At 57.2% G+C, this 18,365-nt stretch carries 16 protein-coding genes; 5 read left to right on the top strand and 11 right to left on the bottom strand.

Annotation, left to right across the window (positions count from 1 at the left end; translation table 11 throughout):
• Positions 1-13: 13 nt before the first annotated feature.
• Positions 14-2,083 (bottom strand): alpha-amylase, encoded by a 2,070-nt coding sequence (locus tag M2407_RS23445; protein WP_259220035.1) that lies wholly within the window; start codon positions 2,081-2,083, stop codon positions 14-16.
• A gap of 186 nt (positions 2,084-2,269) precedes the next feature.
• Here M2407_RS23445 and M2407_RS23440 point away from each other — a divergent pair, with 186 nt between their 5' ends.
• Both M2407_RS23440 and M2407_RS23435 read left to right on the top strand, forming a co-directional pair.
• A complete protein-coding gene (locus M2407_RS23440) occupies positions 2,270-2,518 on the top strand; it encodes a CopG family ribbon-helix-helix protein (RefSeq protein WP_012004528.1) in 249 nt (82 codons plus the stop codon).
• Positions 2,508-2,795, top strand: coding sequence for a type II toxin-antitoxin system RelE/ParE family toxin (locus M2407_RS23435; RefSeq protein WP_020824652.1), 288 nt, complete (start codon positions 2,508-2,510; stop codon positions 2,793-2,795). The genes M2407_RS23440 and M2407_RS23435 overlap by 11 nt, the downstream gene beginning before the upstream one ends.
• A 47-nt stretch (positions 2,796-2,842) precedes the next feature.
• On the opposite strand, the gene ghrB is transcribed toward M2407_RS23435, so the two are convergent.
• The 8 genes from ghrB to M2407_RS23395 all read right to left on the bottom strand — a co-directional run bounded on the left by ghrB (position 2,843) and on the right by M2407_RS23395 (position 10,355).
• Complete coding sequence (ghrB, locus tag M2407_RS23430; protein WP_259220034.1) at positions 2,843-3,817, bottom strand: glyoxylate/hydroxypyruvate reductase GhrB; 975 nt, start codon at positions 3,815-3,817, stop codon at positions 2,843-2,845.
• A 166-nt stretch (positions 3,818-3,983) separates the two neighbouring features.
• Positions 3,984-5,252, bottom strand: a complete 1,269-nt coding sequence (locus M2407_RS23425) for an MFS transporter (protein ID WP_020824654.1) — start codon at positions 5,250-5,252, stop codon at positions 3,984-3,986.
• A gap of 109 nt (positions 5,253-5,361) precedes the next feature.
• Positions 5,362-6,321, bottom strand: a complete 960-nt coding sequence (locus M2407_RS23420) for a sugar kinase (RefSeq protein WP_046374822.1) — start codon at positions 6,319-6,321, stop codon at positions 5,362-5,364.
• A 5-nt stretch (positions 6,322-6,326) separates the two neighbouring features.
• Positions 6,327-7,079, bottom strand: coding sequence for a sugar phosphate isomerase/epimerase (locus M2407_RS23415; RefSeq protein ID WP_259220033.1), 753 nt, complete (start codon positions 7,077-7,079; stop codon positions 6,327-6,329).
• 185 nt (positions 7,080-7,264) lie between these two features.
• The gene (locus M2407_RS23410; protein ID WP_020824657.1) at positions 7,265-8,299 is read right to left on the bottom strand and encodes a LacI family DNA-binding transcriptional regulator; all 1,035 of its coding nucleotides are present in this window, start codon (positions 8,297-8,299) and stop codon (positions 7,265-7,267) included.
• Positions 8,300-8,427: 128 nt separating this feature from the next.
• On the bottom strand, positions 8,428-9,090 hold the full coding sequence (locus tag M2407_RS23405) for an OmpA family lipoprotein (RefSeq protein ID WP_048759370.1): 663 nt from the start codon (positions 9,088-9,090) through the stop codon (positions 8,428-8,430).
• A 267-nt stretch (positions 9,091-9,357) separates the two neighbouring features.
• Positions 9,358-9,792 carry an N-acetyltransferase gene (locus M2407_RS23400; RefSeq protein ID WP_259220043.1) on the bottom strand — a complete coding sequence of 145 codons (435 nt, stop codon included), beginning with the start codon at positions 9,790-9,792 and terminating at the stop codon, positions 9,358-9,360.
• On the bottom strand, positions 9,789-10,355 hold the full coding sequence (locus M2407_RS23395) for a DNA-3-methyladenine glycosylase I (protein WP_046374820.1): 567 nt from the start codon (positions 10,353-10,355) through the stop codon (positions 9,789-9,791). The genes M2407_RS23400 and M2407_RS23395 overlap by 4 nt, the downstream gene beginning before the upstream one ends.
• 197 nt (positions 10,356-10,552) lie before the next feature.
• On the opposite strand from M2407_RS23395, the gene M2407_RS23390 reads away from it, so the two are divergent.
• Complete coding sequence (locus M2407_RS23390) at positions 10,553-12,541, top strand: autotransporter outer membrane beta-barrel domain-containing protein (RefSeq protein ID WP_259220032.1); 1,989 nt, start codon at positions 10,553-10,555, stop codon at positions 12,539-12,541.
• 18 nt (positions 12,542-12,559) lie between these two features.
• Here M2407_RS23390 and M2407_RS23385 read toward each other — a convergent pair whose 3' ends face one another.
• Positions 12,560-13,900, bottom strand: a complete 1,341-nt coding sequence (locus tag M2407_RS23385; protein ID WP_116928090.1) for an MFS transporter — start codon at positions 13,898-13,900, stop codon at positions 12,560-12,562.
• A gap of 261 nt (positions 13,901-14,161) precedes the next feature.
• On the opposite strand from M2407_RS23385, the gene glyQ reads away from it, so the two are divergent.
• Positions 14,162-15,076 carry a glycine--tRNA ligase subunit alpha gene (gene glyQ / locus M2407_RS23380; RefSeq protein WP_020824663.1) on the top strand — a complete coding sequence of 305 codons (915 nt, stop codon included), beginning with the start codon at positions 14,162-14,164 and terminating at the stop codon, positions 15,074-15,076.
• A 9-nt stretch (positions 15,077-15,085) separates the two neighbouring features.
• A complete protein-coding gene (glyS, locus tag M2407_RS23375) occupies positions 15,086-17,155 on the top strand; it encodes a glycine--tRNA ligase subunit beta (protein WP_020824664.1) in 2,070 nt (689 codons plus the stop codon).
• A gap of 38 nt (positions 17,156-17,193) precedes the next feature.
• Here glyS and M2407_RS23370 read toward each other — a convergent pair whose 3' ends face one another.
• A complete protein-coding gene (locus M2407_RS23370; protein WP_259220031.1) occupies positions 17,194-18,171 on the bottom strand; it encodes a Fic family protein in 978 nt (325 codons plus the stop codon).
• Positions 18,172-18,365: the final 194 nt, after the last annotated feature.

The raw sequence follows: 18,365 nt of genomic DNA, 5'->3' as shown, positions 1-18,365 counted from the left end.
ATATCTCTCTGAATTATTGTGACCGATCGCCGACCCAGGCCACCATCACTTTATCGTCGCCGAGCCGACGGCTGAAAGCATAGTAGTGTGCCGTTTGCTGCGACTGCTGTGTGCCGGCACCGATCGCCGGGTGACGAGCGCGGAATTGACCCAGCCGCTGCCAGTGTGCCAACAGAGGAGCTTTGCTACCCTGCAACTCGGCCCAGTTCATATCGGAACGGGTACCCTGCAACGGATCTGAGCCGGTAGGGCCTAGATCACGGCCACTTTCATCGCCGTAGTAAATCTGCACCGCACCGGGTGCCAACAGCAACAGATCGGCAGCGCGCTGCTGCTGCGTTAGCGACCCTTTAGCATCGCTGGCAAAGAACAGCCGGGTATCGTGCGAGGAGATGTAGCTCAACACGTTGAAATCCTGCAGCTTGTCGGCCATCTGTCGGTAGGTGGCATCGATGTTGGAGAAGCAAGCCAAGGCCTGGGAAGCCTGATCCTGGAAGTCAAAATTGATCATCGCGTCGAAGCCGTTCTGGTAATAGTCGCTTTTCATCACGCCATGGCCCCAGGCTTCGCCGGTCATCCAGAAAGGAGCATCATCCAGCGCCTGTTGTGGATGGGCGGCTTTCCACTCTGCCAGAGCTGCGGTGGCGCGCTGTTTCAATAGCGCCAGCGTTGGTTTTTCTACGTGCTTGGCGGTGTCGACGCGAAAACCGTCAATGCCATAGTCACGTACCCACTGGCTAAGCCAGGTGGTCAGGTAGTCGCGTGTGGTGGCGCCGGGAATCTCCCGCGCGGCGGTATCGGGTTTATGGCGGTAAAACAGGGGCAGGCCACTGGCACCGGGCGCTTCAGTTTTGATGTCCGGAAGGAAAGCCAGCGACATGGTGAGATCGTTATAGCCGGGTGGATCGTAGTCACCGATATCGGTACGGATCCAGTTTTTGCCCCACCATGAACTCCAGCCCGCTTTATCGCTGAAGTTGATGTAATCGTTGAAGCTGTGCCAGTTTTGACCTGGGCCTGGTCGCCAGTCGCCCCAATGTTTACCCAACGTTTTTTCGATTTCTTCCTCCTTCAGATATAGCGAGCCGAATTGGAAGGTCTGCATATCTGCCAGCGTGGCGTAGCCGACGTGATTCACTACCACGTCAAACAGAATGCGGATACCGCGTTGGTGCGCCTGATCGACCAGCGTGCGCAGGTCTTGCTCGCTGCCCATATTGGCATCGAGTCGGGTCCAGTCCAGCGCGTAATAGCCGTGGTAAGCGTAATGCGGGAAGTCTCCTTTGGTGCCGCCGCCGACCCAACCGTGGATTTGCTCCAGCGGCGAACTGATCCACAGCGCATTGACGCCAAGCTGTTGCAAATAATCCAGTTTGTTCGTCAGGCCAGCCAGATCGCCGCCGTGGAAGGTGCCGATCTCCTGCATGCCGTCGCTGCGGCGTCCGTAGCTGTGGTCGTTGGCCGGGTTGCCGTTCTCAAAGCGATCGGTAAGGGCAAAATACACCGTGGCGTTGTGCCAATTGAAGGGCGCCGGTTTTTCGCTATCGGCAGATTCCAACAACAGCAATCCACCGCTACCGACGGCGGGTTGCAGGGTGATTTTGCCCTGGCTGACCTTTGCCGTTTGGCCTGAATAGAAATCGCGTACCAATTCGCCTTCGTCAAAGGTTGCCGCGACGTCAAGGGTGATCGGTTTACCGTCCCAGCGTTGGCAGGTGCGCGTGGCGGCGGCAGTGGCGATTTCCGCTGCGGTTTTCAGACTGAGTTGTAACGTCGGCGTGCCGCTGCGCGTGTCGATGCGCACCTGATATTCCCCGGTGCGGAACAGCCGCCAGTTAACCGGCGGGTTATCGCCGCAGGGTTGCAGTGACAACGTCTGGTTCAGTTTGACCGGCGCAGTTGGCTGCCAGCATTGCTGGTCTTGGTAAATTTTCAGCGGCAGTTCGCCTTTGGGCAGCGTGGCGTGGCTGGTGAACAAGCCGTCGGCGGAAGTACCGTCAAAGGCTGGGAAGCTTTGCAGCGTCCAGTTTGCCATTGCCGCAGGCGACAGCAGCATCAGCAGGGGAAGGTTCAGGCGTTTCATGGCTCTCCTTACGCGTGGCAGGAAGCGTTTTTATCGTAGGGTAACGCCCAGTGTGACGAACGATGAAAAAATAGCCTCATCCCGGCGCGAGATTTTCAGGGAGGAGAAGGCAGGGGGAGGTGAGGCTGTTATCCGGTGATTTTTTAATCTATATTACAATGTATACATTGTAGTGTGAGGTGATCTATGAGCGTGATGTCCGTTCGACTATCGGAAGATCTCAGTGAGCAGCTCGAAGCTTTGGCCAAAGCGACCGGCAGGACTAAATCGTTTTTGGCCGGGCAGGCCATCCGAGATTTTATTAACCGTGAAGCCTGGCAAATTGCTGAAACTCAGCAGGCAATTATTGAGGCGGATCAGGGAGATTTTGTTTCTGACGATGAAATGGAAGCCCGCTTCAAGAAGATGGGGGTGATTGTTAACGATGAAAATTAAATGGCTAAGGAAAGCCGCAAGCAATTTTGATGACGAATATGATTGGTTTTATCAAGAGAGTCCTCAGGTTGCGACAGAGTTTGCCAGGGAGGTTTTTCGCTTAGTGAATTTGCTGGTTTCAAACCCGGCCCTCGGCAGGGCAGGCAGGGTGATGGGCACCCGGGAAATTGTGATGAAAACCTTCCCGTACCTGATCCCGTACAGAATTAAAAACAATGAAATACATATCCTGAGAATATTTCATATGCGCAGGCGTCCGCCCAAAAGGTGTTGGTGATTTTGCATGGATGCCAGTTTCTTGCTTACTGGCACCCATGAAAGTTACTACTTCAGTAGCTGCGGGTTAACGCAGTTTTTTGTGACCTTGCCGGTCAGCGCGGCGATCAGGTTGTCCACGGCGCAGGCGGCCATGCCATAACGGGTCTCATGGGTCGCAGAACCGATATGCGGCAGCGCTACTACGTTTGGCAACGTCAACAGCGGTGAAGATACCGGCAGCGGTTCCTGTTCGAACACGTCCAGCCCGGCGGCATGAATAGTGCCGTTTTTCAGCGCCTCAACCAGTGCCGCTTCATCCACCACCGGACCACGGCCAGCGTTGATCAGAATACCGCTCTTTTTCATCTTCGCCAGTTGGTCACGGCTGATCATATGGAAAGTTTCGTCGGTCAGCGGCAGCGTAATGCAGATGAAATCGGATTCGGCCAACAGGGTATCCAGGTCACAGCGGCGGGCATTAAAACGCTGCTCTGCTTCTTCATGAGTGCGGCGGGCGTTATACAGCACCGGCATGCCGAAGCCGAAATGAGCGCGTTGCGCCAGCGCCAGACCAATACGACCCATGCCGAGGATGCCGATAGTTTTGTGGTGCACGTCAACGCCAAACCAGTCTGCCCCGATGCTGCCTTGCCATTCGCCGGCCTTCACTCGTTCGGCTACTTCTACCACTCGACGAGCTGTCGCCAAAACCAGGCTCATGATGGTGTCGGCGACGGTTTCAGTCAGCACGGTTGGGGTGTGCATCAGCAGCACGTTATGGGCATTAAGCGCGTCAACGTCGAAATTATCGTAACCGACGGAAATGGTTGAAGCCGCGCGCAGTTTGGGGGCATGCTGCAAGAAAGCCTCATCAATTTTGCCGCCGGAACCGATGATCCCTTCTGCCTGTTGCAGCGCCTGGCGTAACTCATCGCGGTTTTCCGGGTTTAGCCCGTTGAAGGCATGCACGGTGAAGTGCTGTTCCAGTCGTTCACGCAGATCGGTGGGAATGCTTTTGTATAACACGATAGAAGGCTTCATCACTTACTCCAGCAATACCCTTCGTTTTTCAGACTGCAGCGTTGTTAACTGCTCGAACTTCCCCCAGTGACTTACTTAAGTCAGCGCCTGGGGGAAGTTCGTTTGTCGCCTGGCTGCAGCCTGAAATCCATTGGGTATATTCAACAGAAAATAAATTATAACGAGACTAAGCCAGTTGTGGGTGAGCCTCGTTGCGAGCGGGCTTGACGATCAGCGTCACCACCACGGCCACCAGCAGCGCAATGGCCATAAACATATACGAAGCTGCCGGGCTGCCGGTTGCGCCGTTGAGGTAACCGACGAACCAGGAACCGAAGAAGGAACCCAGCGCACCCATGCTGTTGATCAATGCCATGGCACCGCCGGCGACGTTTTTCGGCAGCATCTCGGGAATGATGGCGAAGAACGGCCCGTAAGGGGCGTACATTGCCGCACCGGCAATCACCAGCAGGGCATAAGAGATCCAGAAATGGTTGGCGCCTACGGCATAAGAACCAAAGAACGCCAGCGCGCCAATCAGCAGCAGTGGCCAGACGAACAGCTTACGGTTTTGCATTTTGTCCGAAGCCCAGGACACCAGGATCATGGCGATGGTCGCCGCCAGGTAAGGCACCGCCGACAGCCAGCCGGCCTCCACCATGCCCATTTCCATGCCGCTGCGCAGGATAGAAGGCAACCACAGCACGAAGCCATACACGCCAATGCTCCAGGCGAAGTACTGGACGCAAAGCAGGATCACGTTGCGTGAGCGGAAGGCTTCGCTGTAGTTACGCACCGCCTTGATGCCTTTCTGCTCTTCTTCCAACTGCTGCTGCAGGGCCAGCTTTTCGTCATCGCTTAACCATTTGGCCTGCGCCGGTTTGTCTTTGACCAGCACCCACCAACAGAAGGCCCAGATCACCGCCGGAATGCCTTCAAAGATGAACATTTCACGCCAGCCGTAGGCATGGATCAGGTAGCCGGAAACCACCGACATCCACAGCACGGTGACGGGGTTACCGAGGATCAGGAAGGTATTGGCACGCGAACGTTCGGACTTGGTGAACCAGTTGCTGATGTAAATCAGCATTGCCGGCATCACCGCGGCTTCCACCACGCCGAGGATAAAACGGATGGCCGCCAGCATCGGGATATTGCTGACCATGCCGGTCAGCGAGGCGCAGGCGCCCCACAGGATCAGGCACCAGAAAATCAGTTTTTTAACGCTGCGGCGTTCGGCATAGATCGCCCCCGGGATTTGGAAAAAGAAATAGCCGAGGAAAAACAGCGCGCCCAGCAGCGATGACATGCCTTTGGTGATGCCCAGATCGTCATTGATGCCAGCCGCCGAGGCAAAGCTGAAGTTGGCTCGGTCGAGATAGGCCAGGCTGTAGGTGATAAACACGATGGGCATGATGTACCACCAGCGTTTAGCCGCGATAGTCGCTTTGGTCATGTTCAGATTCCTTCAGTGGTGTCGTGGTGCTCTCCCGGCGGATCTGGTTGTAGGGCCAGAGACATCAGCCGTTCGGAGAAGGCTATTAACTGATATTGTTTTGTTATATTTATTCAGCCAGTGCCGCGCGGGTCGGCAACCCTTCGCTGTCACCGATGGCCTGAATGGCCAGCGAGCCGATTTTATTGCCGCGTTGCACCGCCTGTTTCAGCGTTTTGCCTTCCAGCAGGGCGCTGATGGTCCCAACGGCAAAGCCGTCTCCTGCACCTACGGTATCCACCACATTGCTGACTTTGATTGCGGCTACCGCCGCCTGATCGCCCGCTGCGGTTTTAAACCAGGCGCCGTCCGGGCCGGTTTTAATGATCACCGCCTGTACGCCGCGCTCCAGATAAAAATCGGCAATCCCTTCCGGTGTCGACTGGCCGGTAAGAATTTGCCCTTCTTTCAGCCCCGGCAGCACCCAATCGGCGGCAAACGCCAGCTTGTTCAACTGCTCGATCATCACCTGCTGGCTGGACCACAACACCGGGCGCAGATTGGGGTCAAATGAAATGGTTTTGCCCATCGCCCGCATCTCGCGCGCCGCGTGGTTGCACAGCGCCAGCGATTGACCGGACAGCGCTGCCGCCACGCCGCTCAGGTGCAGGTGGCGTGCGGAACCAAAGTAATCGCGGTTGAAGTCGTCGACCGACAGGTGGCTGGCCGCCGAGCCTTTGCGGAAATACTCCACACTGGGATCGGTACCATCGGAGGTTTTAGATTTGATCTGAAAACCGGTCGGATAATTAGCATCCACCGTCACTTGCTGGGCATTGATGCCTTCTTTTTTCAACTGCTGCAGGGTGAAGCGGCCGAAAGTGTCGTTGCCGACGCGGCTGACCCAGCCGACGTTCAGCCCCAGGCGAGCCAGGCCGATTGCGACGTTCAGCTCGGCGCCGGCAATGCGTTTGGTGAAGTTGTCCACTTCCGCCAGATCGCCGGTTTGGGTTGCCACGAACATCGCCATGGCTTCACCCAGAGTGACGACGTCCAGTTGCGCGCGATGCGCGGTAGTCAGCGTTGTCATGATGTTTACTCCGCGCGCAAAAGGTTAACGTAGTAGCGGGTCACGTCTTCCAGACTGTCACCTTGCAGTGGGAATTCAATGCCGCGTGGTGCGTCCAGCGGCAGGCAAGCCAGCAGATCGCGCCATTTACCGTCGCTGTCATCCAGCGCCACGGCACGCCAGCCTTTCAGGCTATGCGTTGCGGCTTTAACGTGAACGTAGCTGACGTGGCGGGCCAGGCGATCGGCGGCGGCGAAGGCGTCTTGCCCCACCCAGTGCCAGTTGGCCATGTCGAACGTCATGCTGACCGGCAGACGGTTATCTTCTGCGGCGTGGAAAAAGGCGTTGAGCAGCGACAAAATCCCGCAGTCAGGCGTTTGATCGTTCTCGACCACCAGGCTGACCGGATGTTGCTCCAGTGCCACTTTCAGTTCGGTAAAGTCGAAGCCCGGCTGGTAATGCCCAAGCGAGAGTTTCAACTGACGCGCGTTCAGCGTTTGGGCTTCCGCCAGCAGTGCCGGCAGGTTCGGGTTGAGCGTATGTTGTGGAGTGAACAGAGCCTCAGGCGCAGAGTAAACGGCAAACAGCTGCTGTTGTTCGATGGCCTGAGCCAGTGCCGGCAGGTTTTCCAGCTCCTGGGCAGAAAACAGTTCGCGGCGGATCTCTACACCGTCGGCGCCGGCATCGGCAATGATCGGCAATAATGCGGTCTGGCCGCCGAGCTGTTGGACGGTATCGGTGCCGTAGGCACCGGTCACCACGATAATTTCTCTTGTCATTTTTTGCTCCTGAGGTGGCGTTATCCCACCGCTGCTGTTAACCACACGTTAAATGGTACCGGTTCCAGGCGAAAGCGACAGAGTGTAAAAATATGATCGCAATCACGAACATGAGCAAAAAATAGTCTGAGGAGGATGTGGCTGGGGCGCCGTATGTCGCGCCCTGAGCGGGAAAGAAGGGGGGATTATCGGGTGGTGGAACCGCGCACGATCAGTTCACCGGGGAACATCTGCTCGCTGATGGGGGTATCCAGACCCTGAATGCGTTGCACCAGTTGTTCTAGCGCGGCGTGGCCCATCTGATAGGTCGGCTGTTTCAGCGTGGTGATGCCTACGCCGGCCAGTTCGGCCCATTCCAGTTCGTCAAAGCCCAGCAGGCCGATATCGCTGCCCCATTGGATACCCAGTCGACGCATGGCGCGCGCTACCTGCAGGGTCAGGGCACCGTTGGCGGAAATCACCGCTTTGCGCATGCCGCGATGGCGAGTATTGAAGTCGCCGAGCACCCCTTCCAGCAGCTTGACGTCGTTCAGCGGAACTTCGGCCTGTTCTGCCAACAGACCGGCATGTTGCGCCATGGTTTGGTTAAACGCGTGCAGCCGCTCCAGGCGGGTATTGACCGTGCCAATGGGCTCGCTGAGAAACAAAATGGCTTCGAAACCCTGTTGCAGCAGGTGTTCCGTGGCGGTCGTCGCGGCCTCGTGGTTGTTGAGGCCCACCACATCGCAGGCGAAATCATGAATTTTTCGGTCGATCAGTACCATCGGCAGCATGGATTGTTGCAGCGTCGATAACGCCTCTTCGCGCATACCGACGGCGTTGACCACAATGCCCTCTACCCGGTAGCTGCTGAGCAGTTGCAGGTAGTGCTGTTCCTGATTGACTTCGTTGTTGGTGTTACACACCAGCAGGGTAAAGCCGTGCTGACGGCAGGCGGCTTCGATGCCGCGCATCACGTCCACCGAATAGGGGTTGGTTATATCGGCGATGATCAGGCCAATCAGCCGCGTCTGTCCCCCTTTCAGGCTCCGCGCCATCTGGCTTGGACGGTAGTCGAGCTGGAGGATAGCCTGCTCGATGCGCTGTTTGAGATCGTCAGAAAGCAGGTGCTGCTCACCATTCAAGTAGCGCGATACGCTGGTTTTACCGGTCTTGGCGGTTTTCGCCACATCGCTGATGGTGGCCCGCCCCGAGGCGCGTATTGCCTTAACACTGCTCACAACCGATCTCCCCTGAGGTTAATTGCCAAGGAGACTATCACACAGAATGTATAGCCGGGAATGTTGAATGGGATACGGGAAGAGGATCGACAGGATAAAAATGGCGGGGCATTGTGCCCCGCTCGGGATTATTGCAGCGGGCTGAGGGTGATCTCGACGCGACGGTTTTGCGCCTTGCCTTCTGCCGTGCTGTTGGAGGCGATCGGATTATCCGGGCCTGCCCCGCTGGTGCGAATGCGGTTAGCCGCCACGCCCTGGGTGATTAACGCGCTGCCCACGCCGTCGGCACGTTGCTGCGACAGGGTCATGTTCAGTGAACGGGAGCCGGTGCTGTCGGTGTAGCCGACCACGTTAACCGCCGTTTTCGGGTATTCCTTCAGTACCATGGCAACGCCGGTCAGGGTGTTGGCACCCGCCGGTTTCAGGGTGGCGCTGCTGCTGTCAAAGGTGACATTGTTCGGCATGTTCAGCACGATATTGTCGCCCTGACGGGTAACGCTGACGCCGGTGCCTTTCATTTTGTCGCGCAGCTTGGCTTCCTGCACGTCCATGTAATAGCCGGCACCACCGCCCAATGCTGCACCTGCCGCTGCGCCGATCAGTGCGCCTTTGCCGCGGTCTTTTTTCGACGAGGACAGCACGCCAACGCCGGCACCCAGCGCGGCGCCCAGGCCTGCGCCAATACCGGATTTACCGGCTTCGGATTCCCCGGTGTACGGGTTGGTGGTACAGGCTGACAGCGTGAGCGCCACGCTCACCGCGCCGGCAATAATCGCAATGCGTTTTTTCATCTTTTTTCCTTTGTGGCATCAGAATCTGGGTGCGCCAATCCAATTTGGGGGCGCTAAAAAACCGTTGTCGGCATGCCAAGACGTGCCGAGGCGCTACTATGACGCGGATACTTTCCGGCAGTTCCGGAAAAAAACGTGACAAAATATAAGCGGATAACGGGCTTGAGCCTGTTATCCGGCAAAAAGCGAGGGAATACCATGCAGCGGATTCTGAATTGAACGCATCCCGGTGCGGGATGCGCCTTTTTTAGCCGGAAGTGACAAGATTTAAACTGCGGACGGCCAGTTCATGATTAAGGTATAGGCCTGAGTTTCTTCGTTAAACAGACGCTGCGTCACCTGAAACCCCAGCTTGTGGTAGAACGCGCAGGCGCGCAGGTTTTGCTCATACACCTCCAGGCTTAGCTGGGGATAGCGCTGTTGTACGTGCGCCATCAGCGCCTGTCCTATGCCATGGCCGTGAAAGGCCTGTTCAACGAACAGTGCGCCAATAAAGCGTTGATCCAACACGCTGATAAACCCGACGATTTCCCCTTGATGCCAATAGGCCCAGCTTTGCGCTCGCGGCAGATAGTTTTCCCGCACCAGCGTCGCGCTTTCTTGCCAGTAGCTTTCCTTGACGAACGGGTGCGCAGCAATGGTGCTCGGCAACCACAAGGCCATTAACCGCTCCATATCTGCCGGGTGGCAGGGGCGGATCACTGCGGCTTTGGGTAGCAGAGGCATCCTGTGAGATGATCGTTCACCAACCCGCTGGCTTGCATAAAGGCGTAGCAGGTGGTGGAGCCGATAAATTTGAAGCCGCGTTTTTTCAGTGCCTTGGACATCGCGTCCGAGCGTTCGGTTTTCGCCGGCACCTGGTTCAGTTGCTGCCAACTGTTGAGCTGCGGTTCGCCGTCGACAAATGACCAGATGAAAGTGACAAAATCTTCCCCGGCCGCTTCCATGGCCAGATAGGCTTTGGCATTGGCGATGATGGCTTCAATTTTGCCCCGGTGGCGGATAATGCCGCTGTCTTGCAACAGCGCGGCTATCTCTTGTTCATCGATAGCGGCCACGCGCTGCGGATCAAAATTGTGGAAGGCGCGCCGGTAATTCTCACGCTTTTTCAGCACGGTGATCCAGGACAGCCCGGCCTGCTGGCCTTCAAGGCATAGCATTTCAAACAGCTCGCGCGCATCGGTGGTTGGTGCGCCCCATTCCTTGTCGTGATACTCGAGATATAACGGATCCGCCGTCACCCAACCGCAACGTTCATTGGCCATACTGACTGTCCTTGTGCTGTGTTTATTTACAGTAATCATTACCTGAAGTGGTGAACTTGGCAAGCCCCTGATTGTTTTATCATCAGTCGGCTTGACGTGGGGGAAAAGCCAGCAATATTTACTAGATGGCCGGCAGGTAAAAAGGCCAATGATAAAAACGTATTTTCCTTCATTTGCTGGCTCTCAGGAGTCTATTCATGCCTCTTAAAATAACCTGTCTGCCCCGCCCGGCGGTGCTTGCAGTGGCGATATTATGCAGTATGACGACCCCGGTGCTGGCTTATGACCAACTCTACGTCTTCGGCGACAGTCTGAGCGATACCGGTAACAATGGCCGCTTTACCTACGACAGCAATAAACATCTGCTATACGACGAAGTACTGGCGCAACGCATCGGCGCGGCGTTAGTGGCTTCGGACGATGGCGGCAATAACTACGCCGCCGGCGGGGGCGTGGCGGTGCCGGCGCTCAACCCGGCGGACAATACGCAGGATCAGGTGCAGAGCTACCTCGGTCAGGTCAATGGACGGGCTGACGGCGATGGCCTGTATATACACTGGATTGGCGGCAACGACCTGGCGGCGGCGGCATTAAACCCGACGACCGCGCCGGGCGTAGCCTACAACAGCGCAGCGGCGGCGGCCGCGCAGGTTCATTCATTGCTGAATGCCGGTGCCGGTATGGTGATCGTGCCGACGGTGCCGAATATTGGTTCCACGCCGCAGTTGATGGAGCTGATCATCGAGCAGGCGTTGACGCCGGTGCAAAACGCAGCGGTTCAGGCGGCCTACGCCACCCTGAATTCGCTGGCCACGCCGGATAACGCTTCACGTACCGAGGCTATCCACCGGGCCCTGACGGCGGCAGCGGCGCAGGGCAGCGCGATCCCCCAGGTGCAGCAGGCGATTGCCGCACAGCTGATAGCCGCTTATGACAGCCTCAGCGCGCAGGCGGCACAACTGACCGATTTCTATAACCAAAGCGAAGACCACCTGCTGGCGCAGGGGGGCGGGAACATCGTCCGGGTTGACGTGAACAAACTGTTTGGCGAGGCGATTGCCAACCCGGCGCAGTTTGGCTTCACCAATACCGCAGGCATGGCCTGTCCGCCGGGCGTCTCCTCTGCGGTGTGCCGTTCTACCATGCCGGGTTTTGATAGCAGCCAGGCCTACCTGTTCGCCGACCATTTCCACCCCAGCCCGCAGGCGCATCTGTTGATTGCCGATTACATTCAGGCGGTGCTCGACGGTCCTGCGCAGGTGGTGGCGCTGAATCAGGCGACGGCGGCCATGGCGCGTGACAGCCGTGCTACCCTCGACAGCCGTTTGCAACAGCTGCGCAGTGGCGAAAACCCGCAAGGATCGCTGGGCGTGTTCGGAGGCTATGCCGGGCAACACTATGATTATTCTTCCAATCTGGCGGCGGGCGACGGCAATGCCACTACTCATAATCTGACGGTAGGGGTGGATTACCAGTTGACCGACGGCTGGCTGATCGGCGCGCTGATTTCCGGCTCCAATGACGATCAACAGCCCTCCAGCCGCTACGACTACAAAGCGCGTGGCCTGTTATTTTCCGCCTTTACCGCCCTTGATCTGTTTGAAAACGGTTGGGTGAATGCCGATTTGCACTATGCGACGATGAATTACGATGATATTCGCCGCAGCATGCAGCTTGGGGCGTTAACCCGTACCGAAACCGGCAGCACCGACGGCAAGCAATGGGGAGCGCGGATCACCGCCGGTTACGACTTCCCCGTCACCTCTTACCTGACCACCGGACCGATGGCACAGTTTGCCTGGGATTACAGCAACGTTTCCGGTTACAGCGAAGACGGCAATGACAGCACCGCCATGCGCTTTAACGATCAGACCTACCATTCGCAGATCGGTGCGTTAGGTTGGCGGTTGGACAGCAAGTTCGGCCTGTTTAATCCCTATGCCGAGGTGAGCTATCAGCATCAGTTTGGTGATGACGTTTACCGTGCCGGCGGTGGCCTGAAGTCCACGCAGACTTCGTTCACTCGCGACAGCGCCAGCCAGGATAAAAACTGGGTGGATGTGACGCTGGGGGCGAATATGCCGTTGACCGATCAGGTGGCGGCGTTCGCCACCGTTTCTCAGACCGGCGGCCTGAGCAGTGGCGAACAGTTTATGTATAACGTCGGGGTCAGCGCCCGTTTTTGAGTGTCGATGCCCGATCGCTTAGGGGGCCGTTTGCTGCATACCTGGGCGGTTGGGCAGCGTGATATCTGCCATAATCTTTTTTTCCGGTTGTAGTAGCGTCATGCACAGCATGCTGCAGAAAGACACCACGGCGGTGGCGAAGAACATGGCGCCATAGCCGTGATGCTGTGCCAGCCAACCACTCAGCATCGGCGCGGTGATCGAGGCAATATTGGCGATCGCCAGCGTCATGCCGCTGTAAGCCCCCACCGAAGCTTTCGGCGTGACGTCTATCACCACCGACCAATACACGTTATTGACCAGTGCATTCAGCGCATTGCCCAGCGTCATCAACAAAATGATTTCGGTCGGCGTGCTCATAAAGGGGATCAAGACGAAGCAGGTGGCGGTCAGCAACAAGGTGACTGCCGCAAACAGGTTGCGCGCCAGCCGCAGGTTGCCAAAGCGTTTCAACAGCGCATCGGCGATGCGGCCGCCGAGCAGCACGGTGAAGCAGGCACCGCTCCACGGGATCATCGCCACGTACCACAGCGAATGCAGATCGTAGTTAAAAGTATCCTGCAGGTATTTGGGGCCCCAGGTCACCAATACAAAGGTGACGTAAAGGAATGAGAAGTAACCCAGCGCGTTAAATACCAGCGTGCGGTTGGTGAAAAACGCCCACCATGGCAGAGGTGCTTGTGCGTTATCGGCTTCCTGATCGGCGCTGATGATGGCCAATTCGGCGGCGTTGACTTCAGGATGCTCCTGCGGCGTGTCGGTGAAGAAACGGGCAAACAGCAAAATGGCGATCAGCGAAAACAGGCCCAGCAGCATGAACATGCTGCGCCAGTCATCGGTCAATAGCAGTAACCCCACGGCCAGCGGCGCGGTCAGCAGCGAACCCACCTGGGTGCTCAGCAACCCGATACCCAGCGAAAAGCCACGCTCTTTGCGCGGCGCCCAGTTGGCGATGGTTTTATTCATCAGCGCGTAGGCCGGACCTTCGGCAAAGCCGAACATGATCCGCAGTGCGGCAAACCCCATAATGGCGGAACCGCCGAACAGCGCCACGCCCAGTTCGCCAGCCCAGGCGGTCGCAATTTCCAGCAGCGACCACAGCGCCCCGGCGATCAGCCAGACTTTTTTGGTGCCGATACGGTCGGCCAGAAAACCGCCGCACAGCGAACCGAACAAATAGCCAAAGCCAAAATAGCCCAGCACGGCGCCCAGCTGCGCCTTGTTGAAGTTGAATTCATGGGAGATATCGTTGGCGGCGAAGGACAGTGCGCCGCGATCGACGTAGTTGATCAGTGCAATGAAGAACACCATGGCGAAAATGCGGTAACGATAGCGGCTGTCGGTTAAGGCGGTTGTCATCAGCGAATCTCCTGAAAGGGGGATATCAGGACGCTAGCAAGGTTGGTGCCAGCCTGAGTGACGCCTTCTGGCCGGGGAATTGGGGGGATTATGGCGCTGAGACGGCGCTACAGAGGGGCATTTGCCCCGTTTTAGTGCGCGAAAAGACCGCGCTTCTTTGATGATTCACACTTGTTGCGGGATTCTGGCTGTATATCTTACGGTCAACGGGTATACTGGCCCATCCCATTTAAATCCACTTGTATCGCGTGCGAATTCAACATGCAAAAGTTTGATACCAAGACCTTTCAGGGCCTGATCCTGACACTGCAGGACTATTGGGCGCGCCAAGGCTGCACCATCGTTCAACCACTGGACATGGAAGTCGGCGCGGGAACCTCTCACCCGATGACGTGCCTGCGCGCGCTGGGGCCGGAGCCAATGGCTACCGCCTACGTGCAGCCGTCCCGCCGTCCGACTGACGGCCGCTACGGTGAAAACCCGAACCGTTTGCAACACTACTATCAGTTCCAGGTGGTGATTAAGCCATCGCCGGACAACATTCAGGAACTGTACCTGGGCTCGCTGAAAGAGCTGGGTCTGGATCCGACCATTCACGACATCCGCTTCGTGGAAGATAACTGGGAAAACCCGACGCTCGGCGCCTGGGGCCTGGGCTGGGAAGTTTGGCTCAACGGCATGGAAGTGACGCAGTTCACTTACTTCCAGCAGGTTGGCGGCCTGGAGTGCAAACCGGTCACCGGCGAGATCACCTACGGTCTGGAACGTCTGGCGATGTATATCCAGGGCGTGGACAGCGTATACGATCTGGTGTGGAGCAACGGCCCGCTGGGTGTGACCACCTATGGCGACGTGTTCCACCAGAACGAAGTGGAGCAGTCCACTTATAACTTCGAATACGCCGACGTGGACTTCCTGTTCTCCTGCTTTGAGCAGTACGAGAAAGAAGCCCAATCGCTGCTGGCGCTGGAGAAACCGCTGCCGCTGCCGGCTTACGAACGTATTCTGAAGGCCGGCCACACCTTCAACCTGCTGGATGCGCGCAAGGCGATCTCGGTGACCGAGCGTCAGCGTTATATTCTGCGTATCCGCACGCTGACCAAAGCCGTTGCCGAGGCCTACTATGCTTCCCGCGAAGCGCTGGGCTTCCCAATGTGCAAAAAGAACGAGAACTAAGAGGCAGCCATGACTCAACAGACTTTCCTGGTGGAAATCGGCACGGAAGAGCTGCCGCCGAAGGCTCTTCGTTCACTGGCAGAATCCTTTGCCGCGAATTTTACCGCCGAGCTCGACAGTGCCAATCTCGAACATGGCGAAGTGAGCTGGTTTGCCGCACCGCGCCGTCTGGCGCTGAAAGTGGCCGACTTGCGCGCTGCGCAGGCCGATCGCGAAGTCGAAAAGCGCGGCCCGGCCATTGCCCAGGCGTTTGACGCCGAAGGCAAGCCAAGCAAAGCGGCCGAAGGTTGGGCACGCGGTTGTGGCATCACCGTCGATCAGGCCGAACGCCTGGTGACCGATAAAGGTGAATGGCTGCTGTATCGCGCCCATGTTAAAGGCCAGCCTGCGCAAGCGCTGCTGGCGGGCATGGTCAGCAATTCGTTGGCCAAGCTGCCGATCCCGAAACTGATGCGTTGGGGCAATTCTGACGTGCAGTTCGTGCGTCCGGTACACACTGTGACCCTGTTGCTGGGTGAAGAACTGATCCCGGGCACCGTGTTGGGCATCGATTCTGGCCGCACTATTCGCGGTCACCGCTTTATGGGTGAAGCCGAACTCACCCTCGACAACGCTGACCAATATCCGCAGATCCTGCTGGAACGCGGTAAAGTGGTGGCCGATTATGAAACCCGCAAGGCGCTGATCAAGCGCGATGCGGAGCTGGCAGCGCAGCAGCTTGGCGGCAAGGCCGATCTGAGCGAAAGCCTGTTGGAAGAAGTGGCCTCGCTGGTGGAATGGCCGGTGGTGCTGACGGCCAAATTCGAAGAGAAATTCCTGGCGGTGCCGGCGGAAGCGCTGGTCTACACCATGAAGGGCGATCAGAAGTATTTCCCGGTGTATGACGCCGCGGGCAACCTGATGCCGAACTTTATCTTCGTGGCCAATATCGAATCCAAAGATCCGCAGCAAATCATCTCCGGTAACGAGAAGGTGGTGCGCCCGCGTCTGGCCGATGCCGAGTTCTTCTTCAATACCGACCGTAAAAAACGCCTGGAAGACAATCTGCCGCGTCTGGAAACCGTGCTGTTCCAACAGCAACTGGGAACCTTGCGCGACAAGACCGATCGCATCCAGGCGCTGGCGGGCTGGGTTGCCGGCCAAATTGGTGCCGACGTTAACCACGCCACCCGCGCGGGCCTGCTGTCGAAGTGCGATCTGATGACCAATATGGTCTTCGAATTCACCGACACTCAGGGCGTGATGGGCATGCACTATGCGCGTCATGACGGCGAAGCGGAAGACGTTGCCGTTGCGCTGAACGAGCAGTATCAGCCGCGTTTTGCCGGCGATGCGCTGCCGGAATCGCTGGTGGCCTGTTCGCTGGCGATCGCCGACAAGATGGACACCCTGGCCGGTATCTTCGGCATTGGGCAACATCCGAAAGGTGATAAAGACCCGTTTGCACTGCGCCGTGCCGCGCTGGGCGTGCTGCGCATCATCGTTGAGAAAAACCTGCCGCTGGATCTGCAGACCCTGACCGAAGAGGCCGTGCGCCTGTACGGCAGCAAGCTGACCAACGCCAAGGTCGTCGACGAAGTTGTCGAATTCATGCTGGGCCGTTTCCGCGCCTGGTATCAGGAAGAAGGTCACGCCGTCGACACCATTCAAGCGGTGCTGGCACGTCGTCCGACCAAGCCTGCGGACTTCGACGCACGCGTTAAGGCGGTCACTCACTTCCGTACGCTGGAAGCGGCTACGACGCTGGCGGCGGCCAACAAGCGCGTCTCCAACATCCTGGCCAAATCTACCGATACGCTGAACGATCGCGTTCACGCTTCGGTGTTGAAAGAGGCGGCTGAGATCCAACTGGCGACCCACCTGGTGGTGCTGCGCGATAAGCTGGAGCCTTTCTTTGCTGAAGGCCGCTACCAGGATGCGCTGGTGGAATTGGCGGAGCTGCGTGAGCCGGTCGATGCGTTCTTCGACAACGTGATGGTGATGGCCGATGACGAAGCGGTGCGTGTAAACCGTCTGACGTTGCTGAGCAAGCTGCGTGAGCTGTTCCTGCAGGTCGCGGATATCTCCGTACTGCAATAAGCGGTTCTGTCGTGAAAAGGCGCCTTAGGGCGCCTTTTTTATTGCCGTCGGTGCAGCGAAACACCTTGAGCGGTTAGTCGGTATTTTTGCAGGCGACTGTTGGGTTTTTCGGGCAGGGTCATTTCAATTAGCCGCGCGTTTAGCGCAGGACGTAAATAACGCTCACTGAAAGATTTTCGATCCTGCAGTTGCAGCGCATGCTGAATTTCCTCGCGTGACATCTCGCCTTTAAGTATCGCCAATAGTTCGGCGACTTGGGGGGTGACTTGGGGGGTGACTTGGGGGGTGACTTGGGGGGTAAGGCTATGTTCTAACGCTCGCAAGATCATGCCCAGCATAAATTCGACAAAGGGAGCGCAGTCACTCTGTTGGTTACTGGTGTTCAGCGCCTGGTAATAACCGGACTGATTGTCATGTACCAGGCTTTCAACCGGCACGTTGGCAAACAAGGGCTCCCAACGTGACAGGATCAGCGTTTGCCACAGTCTGCCCATTCGTCCGTTACCATCGGCGAAAGGGTGGATAAACTCAAATTCGTAATGAAATACACAGCTTGCGATCAGCGGCGGTAGGTCGGTCTCTTTTAACCAGAGCAGCAGTTGCCGAATTAACGGGCAAACCCTTTCCGCAGGTGGCGCCATATGAATGACGGTTTCACCGTTCATCACCCCGACACCGCCGTGGCGATAATGTCCGGCATCTGGCAATAGGCCAGCCATTAGCAGCCGGTGTGCAGCGAGTAAATCCTCCTCCTGCATGGGACGCCAGTTGTTCAAGTTTCCATAGCAACGAATGGCATTGAGCGCCTCCTGAATATCGCGAGGTGGCGCAATGATACGTTTACCTTCGATGATGGCGTTGATCTGCTCTTCACTTAAAGTATTGCCTTCGATAGCCAAAGAGCCCTGAATGGTACGGATTCGGTTGATGCGGCGTAGCCGTAAGGCATGTTCTTGCTCAGCCTGCATTTTTAAACGCGCAAGCCGATCGCCAACATCGGTTACCAGATGCAGCATGCGTGAGCTGATGGTCAACGGTGGCTGATAGGATGACATGCGCAGCTTGGCCCGGTGATAAATGATACAAAAGTGTATCATGCCCCTGAGTCGGTACAGTAGCCCCTTGCCAGCGCGTATAGCGTCTTGCATGTTGGCCTTTCGCCCAAGAATAACCACCAAAAGGTGAATCGCGTATCGGATCGCATTCAGTT

It is taken from the genome of Serratia sp. BIGb0234 (genome assembly GCF_024809915.1).
GTDB lineage: Bacteria > Pseudomonadota > Gammaproteobacteria > Enterobacterales > Enterobacteriaceae > Serratia > Serratia liquefaciens.
Note: the sequence above shows the minus strand (reverse complement) of the source record. Positions and strands in the feature narration are given on the sequence as shown.